22 protein-coding genes are annotated in these 22,308 nt (G+C 72.6%); 9 read left to right on the forward strand and 13 right to left on the reverse strand.

The annotated features are described in order from the left end of the window. Positions 1–35 precede the first annotated feature (35 nt). Complete coding sequence (gene ctaD, locus IF61_RS0100290; RefSeq protein ID WP_052392268.1) at positions 36–1,718, reverse strand: aa3-type cytochrome oxidase subunit I; 1,683 nt, start codon at positions 1,716–1,718, stop codon at positions 36–38. Between the two features lie 160 nt (positions 1,719–1,878). Here ctaD and IF61_RS0100295 point away from each other — a divergent pair, with 160 nt between their 5' ends. The 3 genes from IF61_RS0100295 (at position 1,879) to IF61_RS0100305 (ending at position 4,761) form a co-directional block, all read left to right on the forward strand. Then, positions 1,879–2,034, forward strand: a complete 156-nt coding sequence (locus IF61_RS0100295; RefSeq protein ID WP_030364088.1) for a DUF5670 family protein — start codon at positions 1,879–1,881, stop codon at positions 2,032–2,034. Positions 2,035–2,170: 136 nt separating this feature from the next. Beyond that, positions 2,171–3,571 carry a glutamine synthetase family protein gene (locus IF61_RS0100300; protein WP_052392269.1) on the forward strand — a complete coding sequence of 467 codons (1,401 nt, stop codon included), beginning with the start codon at positions 2,171–2,173 and terminating at the stop codon, positions 3,569–3,571. 32 nt (positions 3,572–3,603) lie between these two features. Beyond that, positions 3,604–4,761 (forward strand): amidohydrolase family protein, encoded by a 1,158-nt coding sequence (locus IF61_RS0100305; protein WP_211264822.1) that lies wholly within the window; start codon positions 3,604–3,606, stop codon positions 4,759–4,761. A gap of 4 nt (positions 4,762–4,765) precedes the next feature. Here IF61_RS0100305 and IF61_RS0100310 read toward each other — a convergent pair whose 3' ends face one another. From IF61_RS0100310 to IF61_RS0100325, 4 genes are all read right to left on the reverse strand, one after another. Continuing rightward, a complete protein-coding gene (locus IF61_RS0100310; protein WP_030364091.1) occupies positions 4,766–4,975 on the reverse strand; it encodes a hypothetical protein in 210 nt (69 codons plus the stop codon). Positions 4,976–5,113: 138 nt separating this feature from the next. Continuing rightward, positions 5,114–6,370, reverse strand: a complete 1,257-nt coding sequence (locus IF61_RS0100315) for a hypothetical protein (protein WP_157848524.1) — start codon at positions 6,368–6,370, stop codon at positions 5,114–5,116. A 167-nt stretch (positions 6,371–6,537) separates the two neighbouring features. Next, the gene (locus IF61_RS0100320) at positions 6,538–7,818 is read right to left on the reverse strand and encodes a cytochrome P450 family protein (protein WP_030364093.1); all 1,281 of its coding nucleotides are present in this window, start codon (positions 7,816–7,818) and stop codon (positions 6,538–6,540) included. Between the two features lie 98 nt (positions 7,819–7,916). After that, the gene (locus IF61_RS0100325; RefSeq protein WP_030364094.1) at positions 7,917–8,579 is read right to left on the reverse strand and encodes a DUF4360 domain-containing protein; all 663 of its coding nucleotides are present in this window, start codon (positions 8,577–8,579) and stop codon (positions 7,917–7,919) included. A 267-nt stretch (positions 8,580–8,846) separates the two neighbouring features. On the opposite strand from IF61_RS0100325, the gene IF61_RS0100330 reads away from it, so the two are divergent. After that, on the forward strand, positions 8,847–9,842 hold the full coding sequence (locus IF61_RS0100330) for an NAD(P)/FAD-dependent oxidoreductase (protein ID WP_052392271.1): 996 nt from the start codon (positions 8,847–8,849) through the stop codon (positions 9,840–9,842). On the opposite strand, the gene IF61_RS0100335 is transcribed toward IF61_RS0100330, so the two are convergent. Continuing rightward, positions 9,820–10,482 carry an NADPH-dependent FMN reductase gene (locus tag IF61_RS0100335; RefSeq protein ID WP_030364096.1) on the reverse strand — a complete coding sequence of 221 codons (663 nt, stop codon included), beginning with the start codon at positions 10,480–10,482 and terminating at the stop codon, positions 9,820–9,822. The genes IF61_RS0100330 and IF61_RS0100335 overlap by 23 nt on opposite strands. A 1-nt stretch (position 10,483) precedes the next feature. Beyond that, positions 10,484–12,343 carry a glycosyltransferase family 2 protein gene (locus IF61_RS0100340; protein WP_397945430.1) on the reverse strand — a complete coding sequence of 620 codons (1,860 nt, stop codon included), beginning with the start codon at positions 12,341–12,343 and terminating at the stop codon, positions 10,484–10,486. 236 nt (positions 12,344–12,579) lie between these two features. Here IF61_RS0100340 and IF61_RS0100345 point away from each other — a divergent pair, with 236 nt between their 5' ends. Then, complete coding sequence (locus IF61_RS0100345; RefSeq protein WP_078659867.1) at positions 12,580–13,497, forward strand: ATP nucleotide 3'-pyrophosphokinase; 918 nt, start codon at positions 12,580–12,582, stop codon at positions 13,495–13,497. Between the two features lie 259 nt (positions 13,498–13,756). Beyond that, positions 13,757–14,086: a putative quinol monooxygenase gene (locus tag IF61_RS0100350; protein WP_030364099.1), complete on the forward strand. Its 330-nt coding sequence runs from the start codon at positions 13,757–13,759 to the stop codon at positions 14,084–14,086. On the opposite strand, the gene IF61_RS0100355 is transcribed toward IF61_RS0100350, so the two are convergent. Further along, positions 14,067–14,270, reverse strand: coding sequence for a hypothetical protein (locus IF61_RS0100355; RefSeq protein WP_030364100.1), 204 nt, complete (start codon positions 14,268–14,270; stop codon positions 14,067–14,069). The two genes, IF61_RS0100350 and IF61_RS0100355, sit on opposite strands and share 20 nt — an antisense overlap. A 279-nt stretch (positions 14,271–14,549) precedes the next feature. On the opposite strand from IF61_RS0100355, the gene IF61_RS0100360 reads away from it, so the two are divergent. From IF61_RS0100360 to IF61_RS0100370, 3 genes are all read left to right on the forward strand, one after another. Further along, positions 14,550–15,056: a hypothetical protein gene (locus IF61_RS0100360; RefSeq protein WP_030364101.1), complete on the forward strand. Its 507-nt coding sequence runs from the start codon at positions 14,550–14,552 to the stop codon at positions 15,054–15,056. A 116-nt stretch (positions 15,057–15,172) separates the two neighbouring features. Next, positions 15,173–15,886, forward strand: coding sequence for a L,D-transpeptidase family protein (locus tag IF61_RS0100365; RefSeq protein ID WP_052392272.1), 714 nt, complete (start codon positions 15,173–15,175; stop codon positions 15,884–15,886). A 185-nt stretch (positions 15,887–16,071) separates the two neighbouring features. Beyond that, the gene (locus IF61_RS0100370; protein ID WP_030364103.1) at positions 16,072–16,263 is read left to right on the forward strand and encodes a hypothetical protein; all 192 of its coding nucleotides are present in this window, start codon (positions 16,072–16,074) and stop codon (positions 16,261–16,263) included. Positions 16,264–16,316: 53 nt separating this feature from the next. On the opposite strand, the gene IF61_RS0100375 is transcribed toward IF61_RS0100370, so the two are convergent. The 5 genes from IF61_RS0100375 to IF61_RS0100395 form a co-directional block, all read right to left on the reverse strand. After that, on the reverse strand, positions 16,317–17,078 hold the full coding sequence (locus IF61_RS0100375) for an SDR family NAD(P)-dependent oxidoreductase (RefSeq protein ID WP_030364104.1): 762 nt from the start codon (positions 17,076–17,078) through the stop codon (positions 16,317–16,319). A gap of 22 nt (positions 17,079–17,100) precedes the next feature. Continuing rightward, positions 17,101–18,789 carry an FAD-binding oxidoreductase gene (locus IF61_RS0100380; protein ID WP_030364105.1) on the reverse strand — a complete coding sequence of 563 codons (1,689 nt, stop codon included), beginning with the start codon at positions 18,787–18,789 and terminating at the stop codon, positions 17,101–17,103. A 33-nt stretch (positions 18,790–18,822) separates the two neighbouring features. After that, entirely contained in the window at positions 18,823–19,341 is a 519-nt protein-coding gene (locus IF61_RS0100385) for a cupin domain-containing protein (RefSeq protein ID WP_245684344.1), read from the reverse strand. Positions 19,342–19,564: 223 nt separating this feature from the next. After that, positions 19,565–20,644, reverse strand: a complete 1,080-nt coding sequence (locus tag IF61_RS0100390; protein ID WP_043187296.1) for a hypothetical protein — start codon at positions 20,642–20,644, stop codon at positions 19,565–19,567. Positions 20,645–20,695: 51 nt separating this feature from the next. Then, positions 20,696–22,303 (reverse strand): M48 family metalloprotease, encoded by a 1,608-nt coding sequence (locus IF61_RS0100395; protein WP_030364108.1) that lies wholly within the window; start codon positions 22,301–22,303, stop codon positions 20,696–20,698. Positions 22,304–22,308: the final 5 nt, after the last annotated feature.

Below are 22,308 nucleotides of genomic sequence, written 5' to 3' on the forward strand. Positions count from 1 at the left end.
AGGCGCTATGAGGGGAAGTGCAATGAGGGGAGGTGCTACCGGGGGAGGCTCTTGGCTTCCGCCGCCTCCAGGGCTTCCGGGTGATGCAGGTCGAAGGCGGGGGAATCGGACCTCACCCGCGGCAGTGCGCGGAAGTTGTGGCGCGGCGGCGGGCAACTCGTGGCCCACTCCAGGGAACGGCCGTAGCCCCAGGGGTCGTCGACGGTCACCTTCGGCGCGTGCCGGGCGGTGCGCCACACGTTGTACAGGAACGGCAGGGTCGAGATGCCGAGCAGGAACGCGCCGATGGACGAGACGGTGTTCATCAGGGTGAACCCGTCGGCGGCGAGGTAGTCGGCGTAGCGCCGGGGCATGCCGGACTCGCCGAGCCAGTGCTGCACCAGGAACGTGATCTGGAAGCCGGCGAAGAGCGTGAAGAAGTGGATCCGCCCCAGCCGTTCGTCGAGCATGCGGCCCGTCCACTTCGGCCACCAGAAGTAGAAGCCGCCGAACATGGCGAAGACGACGGTGCCGAAGAGCACGTAGTGCAGGTGCGCGACGATGAAGTACGTGTCGGTGACGTGGAAGTCGAGCGGCGGCGAGGCGATGAGGACACCGCTGAGGCCGCCGAGCAGGAAGGTGACGAGGAAGCCGACCGCCCACAGCATGGGCGTCTCGAAGGAGATGCTGCCGCGCCACATCGTGCCGATCCAGTTGAAGAACTTCACCCCGGTGGGGACCGCGATCAGGAAGGACATCAGGGAGAAGAAGGGCAGCAGGACGGCTCCGGTCGCGAACATGTGGTGCGCCCACACGGAGGCCGACAGCATGGTGATGGCGATGGTGGCTCCCACCATCCCGGCGTAGCCGAAGAGCGGTTTGCGGCTGAACACCGGGATGATCTCGGTGATCACGCCGAAGAACGGCAGCGCGACGATGTAGACCTCGGGGTGGCCGAAGAACCAGAACAGGTGCTGCCACAGCAGGGCGCCGCCGTTGGCCGCGTCGAAGACGTGGGCGCCGAACTTCCGGTCCGCCTCCAGGCACAGCAGGGCCGCGGTGAGGACGGGAAAGGCGAGCAGCGCCAGGATGGAGGTGAAGAGGATGTTCCAGGTGAAGACCGGCATGCGGAACATCGTCAGGCCCGGCGCACGCAGGCAGACGATGGTGGCGATGAAGTTCACCGACCCCAGGACCGTGCTGAGGCCCGCCACGACCAGGCCCATCGCCCACAGGTCGCCGCCCGCGCCGGGCGAGTAGACGGCGCTGTTGAGCGGGGCGTAGGCGAACCAGCCGAAGGGCGCGGCACCGCCGGGCACGACGAAACCGGAGACGACGATCAGCCCGCCGAGGAGGAACAGCCAGTACGTCATGGCGTTCAGCCGCGGGAACGCCACGTCCGGGGAGCCGATCTGCAGGGGCATCACGGCGTTGGCGAATCCGGCGAACATGGGCGTCGCGAACAACAGCATCATGACGGTGCCGTGCATGGTGACCAGCTGGTTGTACTGGGCGGTGCTGACGAGTTGCAGCCCCGGCCGGGCCAGTTCCGCCCGCATGACCATCGCCATGAGCCCCGCGAGGAGGAAGAAGCAGAAGGCGGTCACCAGATACATGTTCCCGATCACCTTGTGATCGGTGGTGGTGAGGTACGTCAGCATCCTGCCGCCCAGCCGGCCCGGAGGGCCGTCGGCGGTCTCCGTCGCCCCGTCGGTTCTCTCCTGCTCCAGCTGCGGCATCGCCCCTCCGTGGGCCCGTGCCCGTTGCGGCGGGCGCCTCGTGTGTAGCCGGGTGCGCCGGAGCGCAAACCACGACTGGGCCATTCGGACGGGCGGCCGGAAGCACACCGGTCATGACCGGCCCGGATGCGGGCAGACGAAGGAAAAGGAGGTGAACCTCATGGTTCCACTGCTGATCGTCCTGCTCCTCGCGCTGCTCCTCTTCGGCGCCGGCTTCGCACTCAAGATCCTCTGGTGGGTCGCGATCGTCGTGCTGGTCCTCTGGCTCCTCGGCTTCCTCGTCCGTTCCGGCGGGGGCCGCTGGTACCGCTGGTAGCAGCCGGGCCCGGCTTCGGCTCCGAGGCCGACGGCCTGATCGGGCCAGGGGTACGGCGTTTCGTCACCGGGCGCGCCCTCGTGCGGTGTAATGGCCCACAAGAGTGGCGAGACACCGGCACCCCTCAGGAGCGAGCGTGGACACACCACCGCACGAAGCCGCGGCCTCGGCCGCACGTCAGGAAGCGGCGCGGCTGACGGCCAAGGACATCCACGGCATCGCCCTGACCTGGGTCGACAACGCGGGCATCACCCGCATGAAGGCCGTCCCGACCGCCCGGCTCGCCCACGCGGCACAGTGGGGCGTGGGCATGTCGCCCGTCTTCGACGTGTACCTCAGCGACGACTCCGCCGTCACCAGCCGCCACATCGGCGGCCCCGACGGGGACCTGCGCCTCTTCCCCGACCTCGACCGCCTCACCGTCCTCGCCGCTCAGCCGGGCTGGGCCTGGGCCCCGGCCGACCGCCACGAACAGGACGGCACCCCGTACGCGGCCTGCCAGCGCCTGTTCGCGCGGCGCATGACCGACCGGGCCGCGCAGGCCGGCCTCGAACTGCGCATGGGGTACGAGACCGAGTGGGTCGTCACCCACGCCGCGGGACGGGCCGGCGAGCAGGCCGCCGGGAACGGCTCCCGCACGGAGGAGGGTGCGCCGCGCTACGCCGGCCCCGGCCCCGCCTACGGCATGACGCGCGTCGTCGCCCTCTCCGACTACGTGCGCGACGTCCTGCAGGCCCTGGCCGCCCAGGGCATCGACGTGCTGCAGATCCACCCGGAGTACTCCCCCGGCCAGTTCGAGGTCTCCACCGCCGCCGCCGGCCCCGTCACCGCCGCCGACCACACCGTGCTCGTCCGCGAGACCATCCGCGCCGTGTCCGCGCACCACGGCCTGCACGCCACGTTCGCGCCCCTCGTCGAGCCCGGGACCGTGGGCAACGGCGCGCACCTCCACCTCAGCCTCTGGCGGGACGGCGCCAACCTGTTCCGCGGCGGCGACGGGCCGTTCGGCATGACCGGGCCCGGCGAGGCGTTCCTCGCCGGCATCCTCCACGAGCTCCCCGCCCTGCTGGCGATCACCGCCCCGCACCCCGCGGGCTACCTCCGGCTCACCCCCTCCCGGTGGGCCGGCGCCTTCCAGTGCTGGGGCCCCGAGAACCGGGAGGCGGCGCTGCGCTTCATCCCCGGCCCGGCCCGGGACGCGGGCAGCGCCAACGCCGAGATCAAGTGCGTCGACGCGACGGCCAACCCGTATCTGACCGCAGGCGCGGTCATCGCCGCGGGCCTCAACGGCATCGAGCGGAAGCACACCCTGCCCGACCCCGTCAGCGGCGACCCGGCGGTCACCGGCGCCGACGTGCCCCGCCTGCCCACGAGCCTGCCGGAGGCCCTCGACCGCCTCCGCGGCTCGGAACTGCTGCGGGACGCCCTCGGGGAGCCGCTCTACGAGGCGTTCCTGGCCGTCCGCGAAGGTGAGCACGCGCGCACGCAGCACGACTCCCCGGAGGCCGTCGTCTCGGGCCTCCGGCACCGGTACTGACGACGACCCGACTCCAGGGAGGGACTGCGCCCATGGTGAACCCGGCGGGAACGGGGCCGTACGACGACGGGCCGGCGGACTTGGTGGACTCGATGGACCTGGTGGACCACCACTGCCACGGCGTGGCGCGCGGCCCCCTCGACGAGACCCGGTTCCTGTCCTACCTGACCGAGTCCGACGCGCCGGCCGCCGGCGGCACCACGTTCTTCGACAGCCAGCTGGGCTTCGCGGTGCGCCGCTGGTGCCCGCCGCTGCTCGGGCTCCCCGCCCACTGCCCGCCCGCCGACTACCTCGCCCGCCGCGCCTCACTGGGAGAAGAGGAAACCGGCCGGCGGCTGCTGCGCGCCACCGGCATCAGCGACTACCTCGTCGACACCGGCCTCGCCGACGGCCTCACCACCCCCGAGGAGCTCGCCGCGGCGGGCGGCGGGCGCGCCCACGAGATCGTCCGGCTGGAAACCGTCGCCGAGCACACGGCACAGAAGGCCGGCACCGGCCGGGAGTTCCTCGGCGGCCTGGAGGAGGCCGTGCACGAAGCGGCCCGTACGGCCGTGGGCTTCAAGTCGGTGGCCGCCTACCGCCACGGCCTCGACTTCGACCCCGCGCCACCGGGCCCCGGAGAGCTCGGCGCCGCCGTGGACCGGCTGCTGGCCGCGCGGGACGCAGGCCGGCGCCTCCACGACCCCGTCCTCCTCCGGCACCTGCTGTGGACGGCCGCCGGTACGGCGCTGCCGCTGCAGATCCACACCGGGTTCGGCGACCCCGACCTGCGCCTGCACCGCAGCGACCCGGCCCTGCTCACCGACTTCATCAAGGCCGTACGGCCCACGGGCTGCCCGCTGGTCCTCCTGCACGCCTACCCGTACCACCGCAACGCGGCCTACCTCGCCCACGTCTTCCCGCACGTCTACGCCGACGTCGGGCTGACGCTCTCGTACACCGGGGCGCGCGCCGCGGCCGTCCTCGCCGAGGTGCTGGAGCTGGCCCCGTTCGGGAAGGTCATGTTCTCCACCGACGCCTACGGGCTGCCCGAGCTGTACGTGGCCGGCAGCCGCCTGTTCACGCAGGCGCTCCGGCAGTTGACGCGTGCGTGGGTGGGCGAGGGCGCGTGGCCCGCCGCCGACGCGCCCCGGATCGCCGCACTGATCGGCTCCGGGAACGCGCGGCGGCTGTACGGGCTGGCGCCCTGAGCCGTCAGACGATGCCTTCGAGCGGGTTCTGAACGCTCACGACGGTGCCACCGAATAGGCCCGCCTCGATCACTCCGTCCAGCCCTACCGCGACAGCGTCGCCCAGGATGCTGACGCTGCCCTCGGCATGGGCCGGGGACGCCGGCACCACCCCGCACACGCTCAGCAGGACGGTGGCGGCGGCCGTCGTCAGGGCGGAGCGCAGACGCTTCATCGCGAACTCCTCGCTACGTGGGGAACTGTCACCCGACTGCTACCGTCCGGGCACGCCCGTCACCCCCGTTCTGCCCGCACGCGCCGAAGCGCACCACCGCGCGCCCCGGTGGTGAGCCGGGGCCGGCCTGGCGGGGCGTCAGCGGGCTACCGTGGGCGGGACGTTCTCCTCCGCTCCCTGCAGGTGCGCCCGAATGTGACCGGCCGCGCCCTCGCCGCCGGGGACCCGCTCCCACAGGGCGAGCAGGTCGGGGGCGAGACGGTGTGCCTGGTCGCCGCTGTGCTGCCAGCAGTAGTGCGCGCGTTTCAGCGCCGCCAGGGCTTCTCCGTCGGCGGGTCCGCTGCGGCCGAAGCGTGCGGCGGCGGCCGTCATCCACAGTTCGGCGGCCCGGGAGTGGTCGCCGGCCATGCGGGCGAGGTCCGCGCGGACTTCGACCCACAGCCCCGCCTCGGGGCTGTCCGGCCCGTAGTGGCGCAGGGCTTGCTGCTCGCCCGCGGCGGCCATGGCTGCGGCCTCGTTGTGCCGGCCGGCGTGAGCGGCGGCCAGGATGCCGGGCAGGAGGTCGTCCTGCGCGGGGACGGGAGCGGCGGCAGGTGCGGGACCGGGGTCCGGGGGCCGGACCGGGGCGGGCTCCGGCTGCCGCAAGGAAGCCGGTGGCTGCAAGGAAGCCGGTGGCTGTAAAGGGGCCGGTCCGCCGGCCGGCCGGGGCTCCGGCTGCGGGTGCGGGCGGGCCGCGGCGGCGACGTTGGCCAGGACCGGGCCGGGCGCTCCCCACTGCAGGGGCACGGTGTCGGGGCCCGGGCCCGCTGCGAGCAGGGCGCGCCGGTGGACCGTGGGCACGTCGAGCACGGGGCCCGCGTGGGGGTCGCCGGTCTGCAGGGCTTCGATGAGGGCCCGCGTGTACGGGCCGGCTTCGCGCGCGGGCACCGGCGGGACGGGGTTGACGACGCCGAACAGGGGCACTCCCCCGGCGAGTTCGCCGGAGCCCGCCCCGTTCACGACGTGGGGCCGGGCGGCCGCGTCGGCCTCCAGGTCCGCCATCAGCAGCACCGGCCCCGCGTGGGCCTGCAGGGTGCGCAGCAGCCACGCCCAGGGCAGCCCGGTATAGCGGACGGTGGCCGGAGTGCTGCCGGACAGGGCCAGGTGCAGTTCGCCGCCGCGGCGGGCGGGGACCATCAGCCGTCCCGTCACCCAGACCAGGAGCGGCCCGGGCACCGCCGCGGCGTGCTGCAGATAGGCGAGGGCGCTCTGCGGGCCCTCCACCGCGGGCAGTTGGACCACGTCCACGGCATCCGCGGCGAGGAAGCGGCGGGGGTGGGCGCCCGCGACGGCGTGCGCGGTCGGATTCGGCAGGACACCTCGTCGCCGGTCAGGCGTACCGTCCAGTAACAGCACGCAACCCCGGACCGTGTCGACCACTACGCACTTCCTCCCTGGCAGCACACAAAGGCACAGGCCACTGTAGAGCCCATGCGTGCGACCGGGGGAGGAAGTCCCTCCGACCACCCGGCCGACAGGTCTGCGGAGGTCGTGGCCTCAGCACCCGGGCGGATCCGGACGGGTCAGCCGGAGGACCCGGCGCTGACCACCGGGAGGTGCCGCGGGCCGCGGACGAGGAGACCAGGGCGGTAGGGAAGCGTGGCGGGGTCGGCGGCGAGGGTGAAGGCCGGCATCCGGCCGCCCTCGCCGAAGAGCATCGGAAGAGCCACCTCCGCTTCAAGCCGGGCGAGCCGGGAGCCGAGGCAGAAGTGCGGGCCGTGCCCGAAGGCCGCGTGGGGCGCCGCCCGTTCAGCAGCCCGTTCAGTCGCCCGTTCGCCGGAGGAGGCGTAGCGGCCGGGCCGGAACGCGTCCGGCTCCGGGAAGACGCCGGGGTCGCGGTTGGCCGCGGCGAGGACCACGAGGACCGAGGCGTCGGCGGGCAGCACCACCCCGTCGCCCAGGTCGACCTCCTCGGTCGTGCGCCGCCACGTCGTCCCCTCCAGCGGGCTGGCGTGGCGCAGGGCCTCCTCGGCCACGGCGGCCCAGCGCGCGGGCCCGCCCTGCCGGGCCGCGGCCAGTTCCGCGGGGTGGGTGAGCAGGAGGAGCGAGGCGGAGGCGAGCAGGTTCATGGTCGTCTCGTAGCCGGCGAAGAGCAGCAGGAACGCCATCGCGAGCAGTTCGCCGTCGTCCAGCCCGCCCTCGGCCTCGTCGTGGACGAGGGCGCTGAAGAGGTCGTCCCCTGGGGCCCGCCGCTTCCGGGCGATGAGCGCGGTGAAGTAGCCGTGGAGGCTGGTCCACGCCCGGTCGACGGCGCCGGCGGGGAGGGCGTCCGCGGGCGAGCCGACCTGGTAGGTCCAGGTGCGCAGGTCGGCCCGGTCGGCGGTGGGCACGCCGAGCACCTCGCCGATGACGAGGACGGGCAGCGGGAAGGCGAAGGCGTCGACGAGGTCGGCCGTGCCTTCGCGGGCCAGCCGGGCCGCCACGTCCGTCACCAGTTCCGCCGTGAGCTGCTCGATGCGGGGGCGGAGGGCGTCGACCCGGCGCGGGGTGAAGGCGGCGGTGGTCAGCCGGCGCAGCCGGGTGTGGTCGGGTGCGTCGGTGTTGAGCATGTGGCGGGCGAGGCAGCCGCGGGCGCGCTGGGCCGGCGAGTCCGGCTTGGGGCGGCCCGCGGCGCGCGGGGGCACGTTGGAGAAGCGCGGGTCGGCCAGGACCTCGCGGGCCTGCCGGTAGCCGGTGACCAGCCAGGCGTCCGTGCCGTTGGCCAACGCCACGCGTGCCGCGGGGCCCGTGGTGCGCAGGTGCGCGTAGTACGGGTACGGGTCGCGTGCGAAGGAGGGGTCCGCGGGGTCGAGGGTGTCGAGCACCTGTTCATCCTCGTCGGTCCCTGCCGCTTCGGGACAGCGGGGCCGATACCAGTGCCGGCGAGGGGTACCTTGTGCGGTTCCCACAACCCCGGGGGCGGCTACCGCTTGGGCGGGCACTCCTTCCAGGCCAGGCGGTAGACGGTGTTGATGGCGCCGTCCGTGGAGTCCATGGCCATGAAGCTGGTGGTCTTCGCGGGGTCGGAGGTGCCCGCTCCGACGGTCAGCTCGGTGTTGACGTTGAAGTTGCGCTGCTCCCCGCAGGGCGCCCATACGTACTGCGCGATCTCATTGGTGTCGGTCGACTGCCAGCTGTCGTCCAGCGCGCCCTTGAACTGGTGCGATTTGACGGCGGTCTGCGATTGTCCCTGGAAGTAGTACGAGGCCTTCTGCTCGCCGGTGGCGCCGGATTCGAGATGGGCGTATCCGCGGTAGTCGACGCTCGCAATCGCGTACGTGAATCCGTGCGGCACATGGACGATCAGATTCAATTGGCAGTTCTTACGGAAGTCCGTCGGTTTCGTCCCCAGTCCCACCTGGGCGAGGTATTGGCTGTACGTGACGGTGAACGCGGTGTTGTCGAGGGAGACGGCTACTGCCGCGGTGCCCTGGGGGCAGCCGGAGCCATTCACGGTCGCGACCTCGATCACGATTTTGTCCGGCGGTACGGCGATCGCCGGGGCCGCCGCGTGCGCGGGCAGCACGGGACCGCACAGTGCGGCGATCGCCGCACTGCTGAGGACGAATACTCTGGGTCTGGACATGGCGCTCCCTTGGCTGGTTGTCGCTGTGCTCAGGGGGCATCTCTCCCGGAGGACCGGAATGGCGAAAGGCCGGATCCGGGTGAGGAATCCATTCCACAGGGCGGCGGAGAAGTCAACAGCGCAATATCTGGGAAATGAAGTTCCGGACGCGTGCACGTGCCGTTCTCCGCGCCTGCTCGCGGTGCCGGAATCCGGTGCCGCGATCCGGCGCGGGGCCCGTCGCCCCTGCGGGCCGCAGGCCGTCGCCCGCGGCGGTAGCGTGTCGCCATGCCGAGCGATGCGATCGTCGTGGGAGCCGGGGTCATCGGGCTGACCACCGCGGTGGTGCTGGCGGAGGCCGGGCGGCGGGTGGAGGTGTGGAGCCGGGAGCGGCCCGCGGAGACCACCTCCGCCGTGGCCGGCGGCCTCTGGTGGCCGTACCGGATCGAGCCCCGGGAGGCGGTCGCCGCCTGGGCCCTCGCGTCCTTCCGGCAGCTGTCCCTCCTCGCGGACCGGCCGGACGAGACGGGCGTCCGGCTCGTCGACGGGACGCACGCGAGCACGGGGCCGGAGGAGCGGGCCGGCTGGGCCGCGGGCGTGCCCGGGCTGCGGCCGGCCGGAGCCGGCGAACTGCCCGCGGGCTACGGCCACGGCCTCCGCGCCCGTACACCCCTGGTGGACATGCCGGTATATCTCGGATATCTGCAGCGGCGGTTCGCCGCGGCGGAAGGCATCGTCGTCCGCCGGGCCGTACCGCACCTGGCCGAGGCGGGCCGCGCCGCACCGGTCGTCGTCAACTGCACCGGGCTCGGCGCCCGCGACCTCGTCCCCGACCCGCGGGTGCACCCCGTGCAGGGGCAGGTCGTCGTCGTGGAGAACCCGGGGGTCACCGAGTGGCTCGTCGCCGAGGACAGCGCGACGGGAGAGTTCGTCCACGTCTTCCCGCAGCCGTACGGCGTGGTCCTCGGCGGGATCGCGCGCGAGGACGTCTGGGACCGCACCCCCGCACCCGCCACGGCCCGGTCGATCATCGGCCGCTGCGCCCGCGTGGACCCCCGGCTGGCGGTGGCCCGGGTCCTGGCGCACCGGGCGGGCCTGCGCCCGGCCCGCTCCCCCGCGCGGCTGGAGGCCGGCCGGCTGCCGGGCGGCGCACGGCTGGTCCACAACTACGGCCACGGCGGGGCGGGGGTGACGGTGTCGTGGGGCTGCGCGCTCGCGGCGGCGGAGCTCGCGGACGGGGACGGCGGCCGGGAGGGCCCGGTCAGTCCTGGGCGCGCTGGGTGACCGGGGCGTCCGTGCAGTCGCCGAGGAACTCGTACCAGCGGCGGCGCAGGCAGACGTAGCGCGTGTCCGCCTCGACCAGCCGCAGGAACGACGTCACCGCCTCCGCCAGGCGTGCGTGGAGTCCGCCGTCGGAGAGGTCGCCGTCGCCGGTGAACCCCTCGTGCGCCTTGGCGAGGCTGAACATGTCGGGGTACACGCGCGTGCCCAGGTGTTCGAGCGGGACGCGCAGCGCCCACAGCCCGCGGTTGCCGCCGACCATGGAGGGCGACGCGGAGACCAGCAGGGCGTGCTTGTCCTTGAACGGCTGGGGGCGGACGCGGGAGACCCAGTCGATGGCGTTCTTCAGCACGCCGGGCATCGAGGCGTTGTACTCCGGGGAGGAGATGACCAGCGCCTGGCAGGCGGTCAGCCGGTCGCGCAGCGCGAGCGCCCCGGGCGGCAGGCCCTCGGCCTCCTCGGTGTCGCCGTTGTAGAGCGGCATGGCAAACTCGTCCATGTGGGCGTGGTCGACGTCCGCACCCGCCTCGTCCCGCACCAGGCGGGCCACCAGCGAGGCCAGCCGGGCGTTGAGCGAGTCGGTGCGCAGGGACGCGCCGAGCACGAGCACGCGCATGGGGCCGGGGGCGGTTCCGCCGGCCATGTCAGGCGGCACTGTGCTGGGTGCGGGGGCGGGAGACCGCCGGGCCGTCGCCGGTGCCCCGGCCGCTCGGCCAGCGGTCGCGCGCCCGGCCCGCCAGCCACACCCCGGGCGGCCCCAGCGCGGTGACCAGCGCCATGCCGGCCCATACGCGCATGGCGACCGAGGAGTGGCCCATCAGCACCGACGCCACCAGGCACACCCCGAACATGCAGGCCCACCACAGATGCGTGCGGAACGTCGCCGTGCAGTCCCCCGAGGCCGACGCGCCCTTAGGCGTCACCACGAAGCCCGAGCGGCGGCGCAGCAGGGCCTGGCCCATGGCCCGCGCGTACAGGGGGGCCGACACCGCCGACATCACCATCCCGGCCACGCCCGAGGAGCCCTCCGGCTCGTGCGGGCTGACGTTGTGGCGGCGGTTGATGACGTACAGGCAGATCTGCAGCACGGCCGCGTCGCCGTAGAGCATCAGCCACACCTGCGAGGGAACGTTGATCCCCGAGGCCCCGAGCCCGAGGAAGAGGACGCAGGAGACGCCGCCGAGGACCCAGGTCATGGCGGCCATGGGGTAGTAGGCGACCAGCAGGCAGTAGTTCCACAGGCGGCCCGGGGACAGGGACCACACCGCGCGCCCGAACTGCCGCAGGAGCGTCTCGAAGGTCCCGCGCGACCAGCGCAGCTGCTGGGAGAAGAAGTCCGTCCACGACGAGGGGCCCTCGCCGACCGCCAGGACGTCGGGGGTGTAGACCGAGCGCCAGCGGCGGCCCGTCGCCGGGTTCTTCCGCCGGTGGATCTCCAGGCCCGTCGCCATGTCCTCGGTGATCGAGTCGTAGAAGCCGCCGATCTGCTGCAGGACGCTCACGCGCACGCAGTTGGACGTCCCCACGAACATCGGCGACCCGTACCGGTTGCCCGCGCGCTGCACCAGGGCGTGGAAGAGGAACTGCTGGCTCTCGGCGGCCTTCGTCACCCGGGCCGAGTAGTTCCCGTACACCTGGGGGCCCACCACGAAGGCCACGTCCGGGTCGCGGAAGTAGCCCAGCATGCGCTCCAGGAAGTTCGGCAGCGGCACGTGGTCGGTGTCCACGCACGCCACGAAGTCGTAGTCGTGGCCGTGCGCGTCCAGCCAGGCGTTGTAGTTGCCGTGCTTCGTCCGGGCCCGGAACTTCCCCGACGGCCGGTTGTAGCGCGCCACGCCCTTCCGGGAGAAGTGCCGTACGCGCAGCCGCTCGCACAGCGCCCGCGCGCCCGGGTCGTCGCCCTCGTCCAGCAGCCACACGTCCACCAGGCCGTCGTAGCCGACCCGCACCGCCCCCTCCAGCGTCGCCGACACCATGGCGAGGGGCTCCTTCCCCGGCACGAACGTCGTACAGAAGGCCACCCGCGCGCCGGGCTGCGCGCGCACCGGCACCGGATCCCGCGCCACGCACGAGGCGTGGGCCACCGAGACCACGTTCACCACGCGGAACACCTCGACCAGCCCGACCGACGCGAGCATCACCGCGTCCACCGTCCCCGGCCATCCGTCCCGCACCACCCAGTGCCCCGGCCACAGCAGCCACACCAGCACTCCCGCCGCCGTCAGGGGCGCCAGCCCCACCAGCAGCCCCACCCAGACCCCCGCGAAACCCGCCCGGCCCCGCAGCGCCCGGTACCCCACCCGGTAGGACCCGCGCGGCGGGGGTTCCTCCACCGTCCCCGCCAGGCGGCTGAAGCCCTCGTAGTCGTAGTCCCCGCCCGGTGCCGCGGTCACCACGGGCGACGCCGCGCGCCACTCCCCCGCGGGCCCCGGTACGGCGCTCCCGCCGCCGGCATCCTCGTCGGCGACCACGCCGCACCCCGACACCCGCACTCCACCCGCCACCGCAACCACCGCCCATTCCCCCACCGCCGGAACTACCCCAAAGGGGTCATTAGTCAGCAAAACCTAACAACGCGCCGGAGCGATCATCCGAAGAATGCGGCCAACACACCCCCTGGTCACCCGCACGGCCCACAGGGCTCGGACGGCCACATTCCGCCCCGCAACCGCCGTGATCCGGCCAAAGGCGGGCCGTGGCGCGTGCCGTTCAGTTACCGGTGCGGGTGACGACCAGTTGTATGGGGCGCCGGACACCACACCTCACGCGCCGAAGGACGAATCACACGGTGATCAACAACCGCACTGCCCCTCGACTCGCTGTCGCCGCGGCGCTCGCCGCCGCCCTGGGCGCCGGACCGGTGCAGAGCGCCCTTGCCGACGTCCGGGCCGGGGCGCACCCCTGGTCCGCCGGCAAGACGGTCACAGCAGCCAAGGCGGCCGAGCCGGTCAAGGCGGAGCGGCTCCCCGACGGCGACGGCGGATGGCAGGGCGACGGCCTGTCCCTCAACGCCGCGGACAACAAGAAGGTCGACGCGTTCCTCACCCGCGCCCGGTCCGCCGAGCGGACGGTCAGCCCCGAGATGGAGGCGGTGGCCCGCATCAGCCACGCCACCCTCGTCGGCTTCGACCACCGGCTGAAGTCGCCGGACTCGCTCAAGCGCAAGGTCGCCACGGCCATGAAGGAGGCCCCCGGGCAGACCGTGGACGCCACCCTGGCCAGGATCAGCGACTCCGTCCGCTACACCCTCCAGTGGCCGGACGGCAGCTACACCAACGGAGTGACGATCGCCTCCTCCGCCCTGGCCCTCTGGGGCAACGACAGCGTCAAGTGGTCCAACACCTGGGGCCGGAAGCACGGCTACAAGGGCATCAACGCCGCCTGGCGCGACCCGCACTCCCAGCACGTCTTCGAGGTGCAGTTCCACACCCCGTCGAGCAAGTGGGCCCAGGAGGCGACGCACAAGCTGTACGAGGAGCAGCGGCTGCCCACCACCTCGCCCGAGCGCGCCCGCGAGCTCCAGGAGCGGCAGGACGCCATCTTCATGTCCGTGCCCGTCCCCGACGGCGCGGAGGACCTCGCCGTGCCCGCGCAGGCCCGGCCGCAACAGGCGCAGACGCTTCCGGCCCCGGTCGAGCGGACCGCGCCGGCCGCGTAGCGGGCTCCGGCGGACGGGTCCGCGGCCCGGCGGGCGGCTCCGGCGGACGGGCGGACGGCCGCCTGCCCGACTGGCCGTCCCGCCGCAACCGGGGTGCAATTTTCCGGGAGGGCCGGAATCGCTGTCGTCCCTGCTTCACCGGGTGCCCACGCCTCCGCCAGCGTGGGCACCGGCACGGGCGCTCCCGCCCGCCGCCGTCGGCAGGGGCCGGGAACCGGCCCGGTGCCCGGACCGCCGCCCGAACACGACAGGAGCCGCCATGATCTTGATCGTCGTCAAGATGACCGTCCGCCCCGAGTACACCGAGAAGTGGCTCGACCTCGTCAAGGACTTCACCCAGGCCACCCGGGACGAGCCGGGCAACCTGTTCTTCGAGTGGTCCCGGAGCGTCGACAACCCGAACCAGTTCGTCCTCGTGGAGGGCTTCGCCTCCCGCGAGGCCGGTGACGCGCACGTGAACTCCGCGCACTTCAAGACCGCCATGGACGAGATGGCCGAGGCCATCGCCACCACGCCGCAGATCATCAGCACCGAGGCCCCCGGCAACGGCTGGTCCGCGATGGCGGAGCTCACCCCGCGCAACCTCTGAGCGGCGTCTTCCGGTGGCGGAGCGGCACGGCCGTTCCGCCACCGTGGCGTTTCCCGGGGGCCCGGCGCGTCAGTCGGGCGTAGCCGACGGCGGCCATCCCGCCGAGCCAGGCCCTGCGGCGCAGGAGTTGGGCGAAGAGGGACAGCCGCAGCACCGAGAAGAGGATCGCGGGGAAACTCCGCACGATGCCGCTCCTTTCGGGCCCCACCGCCGGAATCGGGTATTCCTAGGCGGTGCATCCGGAATGCTCACTGCTGCCTGTCTTCTGCCGGTCACGGGCACATGCGGACCAGGCACACGACGGACGCCCCGGCACCCATGGCGGAGAATCGCTGACCGTCCGCACGGAGAACTGAGCGGACATTGACAAGCGGGCGCGGCGCCGCAAGGGTTGGCCCGCAAGCGAAAGGCACGGGAATGCAAGCGAGTTGAGCTCATCCCCTTCTCCGCAGCTGGAGGAAAAGTGTCCAGACGCTCGTGGTTCGCCGCCCTGGCCCTCGTGGCCGCATCCGTTTCCGGTCTCGCGGCGGCCCCCGCCGCCCAGGCCTCCGGCACCGCTCGGGAATCGGCCTCCGCATCACCATCCGGCGCCGCGGAGCTCCGGGGCAGACATCCCGAACTCAACGGCGCCCGGCTCAAGGGCGTGAACAGCCCGGCCGTCTATCTGATCCTCGACGGCAAACGCCGCTGGATCCCCAACCCGGCCACGTACAACAACCTGTTCCGCAACTGGAACGGAATTCAGTCCGTCGTCGACATCGATGCCATCGACGACGGCGGGCAGCTGTCCGACGGCGCCATTCTCGCGAAGTCGCCCAGCGGGCCGGCGGTTTACCTCGTGAGCAATGGAATCAAGCGCTGGATCACCAGCCCGGCCGCGATGGACAAGTATTACTTCGACTGGAACAAGATCGTGAACATCTCGCCCGTCGCCCTGAACTCGATCCCCACGGGTGCCCCCGTCTCGTAGCGGCGCGCCCGCTGCTCCGTTCGAGGGGTCCCCGTCCGGAGTGGCGGCGCCCCCTCCCCCTCGCCCCCTCCGGTCCCGGCTGCAACCACCGGCCGGTGCTATCAGTCTTACGTCATATGGGAACACTTAGCAGGAACAAGACGGTGCGCCCGGTCGCGGCACGCCGGCTCGGGGTGCTGCTGGGCACGCTCGGGCTGACGGCGCCGCTGACGCTGGCGATAGGCGGGCCGGCCCAGGCCGCGCCCGCCTGCACGACCCGGACCGGGCCCTACCAGAAGGAGGCCGAGAAGTTCCTGGGCAGACCGGTGGACGGTCAGCAGTCGCCCGCCGACTGCAAGGCCATCCAGGACTTCCAGACCAGTCACCGCATCACGCCGAACATCGGCTTCGCGGGGCCCATCACCTGGGCGGCCATGCAGGACGAGATCACCCGGCGGGACCCCAACGCCGCCGGGAAGTGCCCGGTGAACAAGGGCCGGATCGCCTGCGTCGACCTCACCCGCCAGATCAGCTGGATACAGGACGGCCGGACCGTCAGGTTCGGCCCCGTGCCGGTCCGCACGGGACGGGCCGGCTACGAGACGCGGACCGGCCCGAAGAAGATCTACTGGCGGGCGATCGACCACTGGTCGACGATCTACAAGGTGCGGATGCCCTACGCGCAGTTCTTCGACGGCGGGCAGGCCTTCCACGCCATCGACGGCAGCGTCTGGTCCCCACCCGGCTCGCACGGCTGTGTGAACATGCGCACCGGCGACGCCAAGACGTACTGGTCCATGCTGGGCAACGGCGACAACGTCTTCGTCTACGGCCGCAAGCCCGGCACCTGAGCGGACCCGGAGAACCCCTCCGCTCCGCGGTCCGGACGGCCCCCGCTCCCCGAGCGCGGGGGCCGTCCCCGCCACCCGTACGGCCGAGGCCGACGTCGTCGTCCTCGCCGCCCATGCGATCGAGAACGCCAAGCCGCTCCCCTCGCCCGGCTCGGCAACCACAGCGACCAGGCCGGGCGGATCTGATGGCCCACCCGGTGCTGCTCGGCCGGGGGCTCCTGGACCACCCGGTCGGACCATTCCGCGGGCCCGCTTCCACCGCGGGCCTGGAGTGCTTCCGCACGGGCCCCGCCCGGCGCTCCCGGTCCCCCGTCCGCGTCGCCACGTACGAGATCACCGACGAGCTCCTCGGCCGGGCCCGCCGGAGCCTGTGGTGAACGCACGGGTGCGGGGCGGGCGCCCGGCGCCCGCCCCGCACCCCTCGTGGTGCTCAGGCCGTCATGCCGCCGTCCGCCACCAGGTCGTGGCCGACGACGAAGCTCGCGGCGTCCGAGGCGAGCCACTGGACCGCGGCGACGATCTCCTCCGTCTCGGCGACGCGGCCGATCGGCACCGTGCCGGCCACCCGCGCGTTGCGGTCGGCCTCGCTCTCGCCGGGACGGAAGGACATGGAGGTGTTGGAGGCGCCGGGGCTCACGGCGTTGATGCGGACGCCGTCCTTGATGTGGTCCAGCGCGGCCACCCGCGTCAGGGCGCTGACGCCGGCCTTGGAGGCGACGTAGGCGGCCATGCCGGGGCGGCGGCCGTGGAAGCCGATATTGGACGAGGCGTTGACGATCACTCCGCCGCCGTGCTCGCGCATGTGGGCGACCTCGTACTTCATGCACAGCATCACGCCGGTGAGGTTGACGCCGACGAGCCGGTGCCAGGTGGCGAGGTCGGTGTCGGCCAGCGGCGCGGGCGGGGCGAAGAGCCCGGCGTTGTTGTGCGCGATGTGCAGACCGCCGTGGCGGGCGACCGCCGTGGCGACCATCGCCTCGACGTCCTGGGCGCTGGTGACGTCGGCGGCGACGGCACTGGCCTTGCCGCCCTCCTCCTCGATCAGCCGCACGGTCTCCGTGGCGGGCTCCAGCGCCACGTCGACGGCCACGACGGTGGCCCCCTGGCGTGCGAAGGCCAGGGCACTGGCCCGGCCTATGCCGGAGCCCGCCCCGGTGACGAGGGCGACCTTGCCTTCGAACTGTGCGGTCATCTGGTTCTCCTCCATGAGGGGGTCACTGCTTGGGCAGGGCGATGGACTGCGAGTGGCGGAAGACGTTGCGCGGGTCGTAGGCGGCCTTCACGCGCTGCAGGCGGGGGTAGTTGTCCTTGTAGTAGAGCGTGGTCCAGGGCACCCCGGACTTGTTCTGCTGCGGGTCGGTGATGTCGCTGTCGGGGTAGTTGATGTAGCAGCCGTCGGCGGCCGGGCCGGGGACGGGATAGCCGCCGGTGGAGGCGAAGACGTCGGCGTAGACCTCGCGGGTCCAGGCGAGGTTCTGCGGATCCTGGTCCTTGCCGGGCCAGAAGCTCTGGAAGAGGCCCTTGAAGATGGAGTCGCGCTGGGCGGAGGCCGTGTCGCCGGAGCGCACCGTGTTGATCTTCCCGCCGTAGGAGAGCAGGACGACCATCGAGTTGGGGTTCTGCAGGTCGGTGCGCGTCAGGTGCTTGTAGAGGGAGGCGATCTGGGCGTCGTTGAAGGCCTTGCGCAGGTAGGCGGACTTGTGGATGCCGCGCAGGGTGGGGTTGGTGAGCGTGGGGTTGTTGGTGCCCAGGAAGCGGACTGAGGCCAGCCAGGGCACGCGCTGCGGGGTGAAGAAGTCGGGCATCGGGCCCTGCTCGCCCACCGCGGAGGTCAGCGGCTCGGCCTTGATGCCGAGGGCCGAGGTGATCGAGGCGACGTAGGCCGTGATGAGCTTCTCCGCATCGGGCACGGTGGCGTCCATCTGCGTGAGCAGCCCGATGCTGTTGTTCGCCCGGTGGTTGATCATCAGGAAGCTGCAGAGCGAGGCGTACGGCGAGTCGGGGCTGCCGTTCTTCTCGTGCCAGGTCCCGAAGTTCTTCACCAGGGTGGCGAAGCGCGTCTTGTCCAGCTTGCTCCAGGGCAGGGAGATCGCGCTGACGTAGACGTCCTTCGGCGGGTGCATCAGCTGCTTGGCGGGCTCGCTGCCGGTCGCGTCCGGCGAACGGAACCAGTAGCGGGTGATCACGCCGTAGTTGCCGCCGCCCGCGCCGGTGTGCGCCCACCACAGGTCGCGGTTCGGGTCGTCGGGCTCGCGGGTCGCCACCACGGCCCGTGCGGTGCCGTCGGCGTTCACGACGACGACCTCGACGGCGTAGAGGTGGTCGACGGTGAGGCCGTGCCTGCGCGAGAGCATTCCATAGCCACCGCCGCTGATGTGACCCCCGACGCCCACGGAATAGCACATGCCGCCGGGGAGGGCCACCCCCCAGCCCTTGTAGAGGGATTCGTAGACGTGCAGCAGCGTGGCCCCGGCCTCGACGACGAAGGCCTTGCGCTGCTCGTCGTAGCCGACCTGGTCCATGGCCGTCATGTCGACGACGATCTGGACGTCGGGGTTGTAGACGAAGTCGGCGTAGCAGTGCCCGCCGCCGCGTATGGATATCCGCTTGCCGGCTCGGACGGCCTCCTGCACGGTCCGGACGACCTGTTCGGTGGTGTGCACGATGCGCACGGACTCGGGTCGGCCCACCCAGCGGGTGTTGTTGCCGACGACCAGGTCGGCGTAGCGCGGGTCGTCCGGGAGTACGGTGACCGCCGCAGGTGCACCCGCGCCGGCCTCCGCCCCGGCGCCGGTGCCCGCCGCGGCGGCCCGGGTGGGCGCGAGGCCCGTCTGTGTCACGGCGACGCCCGCCACTGCGGCGGCGGTGCCGGTCAGCATGGTTCGTCTGTTCAGCATGCCCATGGTTCTCTCTGTGCGTACCAGTGTTTTCGCCGGTCAGCTGCCCCAGATGATGCCGAGACCGAGCTTCTCCGCGACCTCCTGCGTGCGCTCGACGGACCAGCGGTCACCGACCGGTGCGGCGGCCCCCATGTGCACGGGATATCCACCGTCCAGGAAGAACCGCTCGAATCCGCCGGGGCAGGTCAGCACGTACAGATCGGCCGTCTCGCTCTCCACCAGATACGAATGCGGGATTCCGCGCGGCAGGAAGAGCACGCTGCCGCCTTCGAGGAGTTCGGTGCGGTCGCCCACGGTGGCGCGTACGCCACCGCTGCCGATCATGAAGATCTCGTCCTCGAGCGTGTGGATGTGGCTCGGGGAGCGCTCGCCGAGCTTCGCCGCGAAATGGGTCATCCCCATGGCGCCCCTGGTCTGTTCGGCCGTGAGCTTCACGGTCACCAGGGATCCCTTTCCCCACAGCCGCTGTGCTCCGTCACCCGGTTTGAGGACGGCCGGCAGGATCTCGTCCTTGCCGAAGGGGAGTTCTTCCCGCCCGTGCGGCGCTGTCGTCATTTCTCCTCCAGATCCCTTGCGGTGCTGGGCAGCGCCCGACCGGCTGGTTCCGAGCGTTGCCCAGGGAACCCGGGAGCGACAAGACAGCTGAGCCCAATCCGTCAAGTGGCTCTGCGCAGCGATGAGTTCACGCTGCGCGAGACCGGAAACGGATTGGGCTCTGCTTTTCTGTTCGGTTGTGGTGGGGGCGGGCGCAGGCTGCGCGCCGCTGAACGGAAAGTGACTACCGGGCGCCCTGAACGGCTCGTTCCCGGTAATCGCAGTACTTTTCCGCGGGGTTCTCGAAGTAGCTCCAGGGCAGGGAGCCGACGCAGCCGTCGACGAGCCGGAATTGTTCGAGGGCCTCCGCGTGGCGCTTCTGCTTGACGAGGAAGAAGGCCAGCAGGTGCCGGGCCTCGGGCAGGCGCGGGTGGTCGGGCCGGACGGCCGGGAGGTCGGCGAGCAGGGCGTCGACCATGGCCGTGGCCTCGGGGGTGCGGTAGTGCTTGCCGTTGAACGGCCGGTCGAGGTGCTCGAAGTGGGCGACGAGCCGCAGGGCGGGCAGGAGGGTGCCGGCCGGGGCGCCGGCTGCCGCCTTGTCCGCGAAGTCGCGGGCCAGTTCCGCCGAGCCGTGCCACTTCTCGCACCAGTACTGGAGGGCGCTGTAGTGCGCCTCGTAGTGCAAGGGGGCGCGGCCGGTGATCTCGGCCCAGAGCTCGTGCACGTACGCGTGCGGGTAGCCGAGGCCGAGTCCTGCCCAGAGGTCGGAGACGAGCGGGGAGGGGTCCTCGGGGTTGAGCTCGACCGCCCGGGTGATGTCCTCGCGGGCCCGCAGCAGGACGCGGTGGAAGCCCTCGAACTGCTCGGCCGAGGTCCGGTCCGCAGTACTGGCGCCCCGCAGTTCCCAGGCGAGGAAGACGGTGGACCGGGCGCGCACGGCCGCGGCGTCGGGGTCGCCCGGGCGTGCGGCCTCCCAGGCCGTGAGCCAGGCGTCCTCGTCGGCCGCGGCCTGCGCGAGGGAGATGACGAGCGCGGTCCGGCGCTCCCAGTCCTTGCCGATGGCGGTCATGGCCCGGGCCGCGGGCTCCCAAGCGCCGCGCTCCGCCGCCTCACGTGCGCCGTCGATCTGCGGGTCGTGCAGCAGCCGCTCGGCGTCCTGCCGGTCCTGCGGGAGCAGGCCGAGGGCGGCCGCTTCCTTGGAGAGCCGGGCGGGCGAGGGGGTGGTTGCCTTCTCGCGCTCGGGCCGTGCGGCGGCGCCCTTGCGGTTCCGGTACCAGAAGTAGATCCAGACGGCTATGACGAGGAGGGGCAGCAGTCGTGCCACGGGAGTTCGGCTCGATTCGTGAGAACGGGAAAAGGAGACTGGGCGCGGAGGTCACGCGTGCGCGGCCCGCGGCAGCAGCCTGCGCAGCGGCGCGGTGTCGGGGACGTCAGCGACGGCCGCCTCCAGGGCCTGCGGCAGCAAGGTGTCGTAGCCGTCCGGCAGGTGCAGCCGGGCGCTCTCCGCCCAGGACAGCTCCCACCAGGCGGCCCGGGCGTCCACGAGCTCCAGCAGGACGAGGCTGGACAGGCCGTCGAGGAGCGCCGGGCGCAGGAATTCGCGCGCGGCCCGGCCGCTCGCCTGCTGCGCGGCCCGCGACTGCGGGAGGCCGGCGGCTATCTGCCACATGGTGCCGCGGTCTGCCGCGTCGAGCAGGGCGTGCACGGTGGTGCGGCCGCCGATGACGCGGGCCATGGCGTCCCGGAGGGGCTCCGCGTCGGCCTCGTGGCCGGCGCGGATGCCGTGGTGGACGAGCTCGGGCCAGTCGGCGCGGGGCATGTGCAGCGCTTCCCGGGTGAGGGTGGCCGCTTCGAGGTCGGCGAAGACGCGAGCGGGGTCGTCCAGCAGGGCCATGGCGGGGCCGGCGGGCCGGCCGCCGCGCCCGTCGTCGGGCATGGCCTCGATGAGGCGGACCCGCTCGGCGGTCGGGGGGTGCGCGTCGTACGGGGAGGGGTCGCCCGGCGGGAGGTCGCGGCGCAGCGCGTCGAGCTCTTCCTGGCGGGCCGGTTCGGCGAGCAGCCGGCCCAGCCCGCCGTAGAACTGGCCGTACGGGGGCAGGAGTCCGGCGGCCACGCCGACGGAGGCGTACCCGCGGAGGTAGAAGCCGTGGGCGGCGTCGAGGACGACGGTCTCCCGCAGGGCGGAGGCGGTGGCGTCGCGGCCCGCGATCCGGGCGGCGAGCCGGTCGGCGGCGAGCTCCTGGCGGCGGGCGTCGCTCCGGGTGGCCCGCAGGGCGAACTTGCCGTAGGCGATGAAGAGCTTGCTCATCTGACGGTAGCTCCACCCGGCGCCGCGGGTGTCCACCTCCTTGGCCTTGCGGCCCTTGCGGAGGGCCTTCTCGGCGGCCTCCTCCTGGCGCAGCCGCTCCTTCTCCACCCGCTCCTCCGCCCGCTCGGCGAAGGCGTTCACCGTGCGGGCGACGGCGTGCCGGCCGCGGGCGGTGATGGCGGAGAGGCGGGTGTCGGCGTGCCCGTAGTGGCCGAACTCGTGGGCGAGGACGGCGCGCAGCTGGGCCTCGTCGAGGCCGGTCATCAGGGGGACGCCGAGGTAGAGCCGGCGGCGGCCGGGCAGGAGGCCGAGCAGACGGGCGTTCTCGGAGACGGCGGCGTTGACGGTGCCGGTGAGGAGGATCTCGTCGGGCATGCGGGTGCCGGCGGCGCCGGCCACCTCGCGCACGGCGGCCCAGAGCCGCGGCTGCTGCTGCTCGGTGACGGGCAGGCCTTCGTCACCGTCGTCCTTGGGAGTGCGGACGAGCAGCATTCCGCGGATGACGGGGAAGGCCAGCAGGGCGAGGACGACGGTGAGCTTGAGGGCGAGGGGATTCACGCCCCGCCAATAAACGGCGACTCCGATTCCGGCGAAGACGCCGAGGACGACGAAGCACAGGAGATAGAAACCCGCGAGCACGACAAGTGCACGCAGGGCACGCAGAACAACGCCCATGGGGC

It is taken from the genome of Streptomyces roseoverticillatus (assembly GCF_000719265.1).
In the GTDB taxonomy this organism is placed as follows: domain Bacteria; phylum Actinomycetota; class Actinomycetes; order Streptomycetales; family Streptomycetaceae; genus Streptomyces; species Streptomyces roseoverticillatus.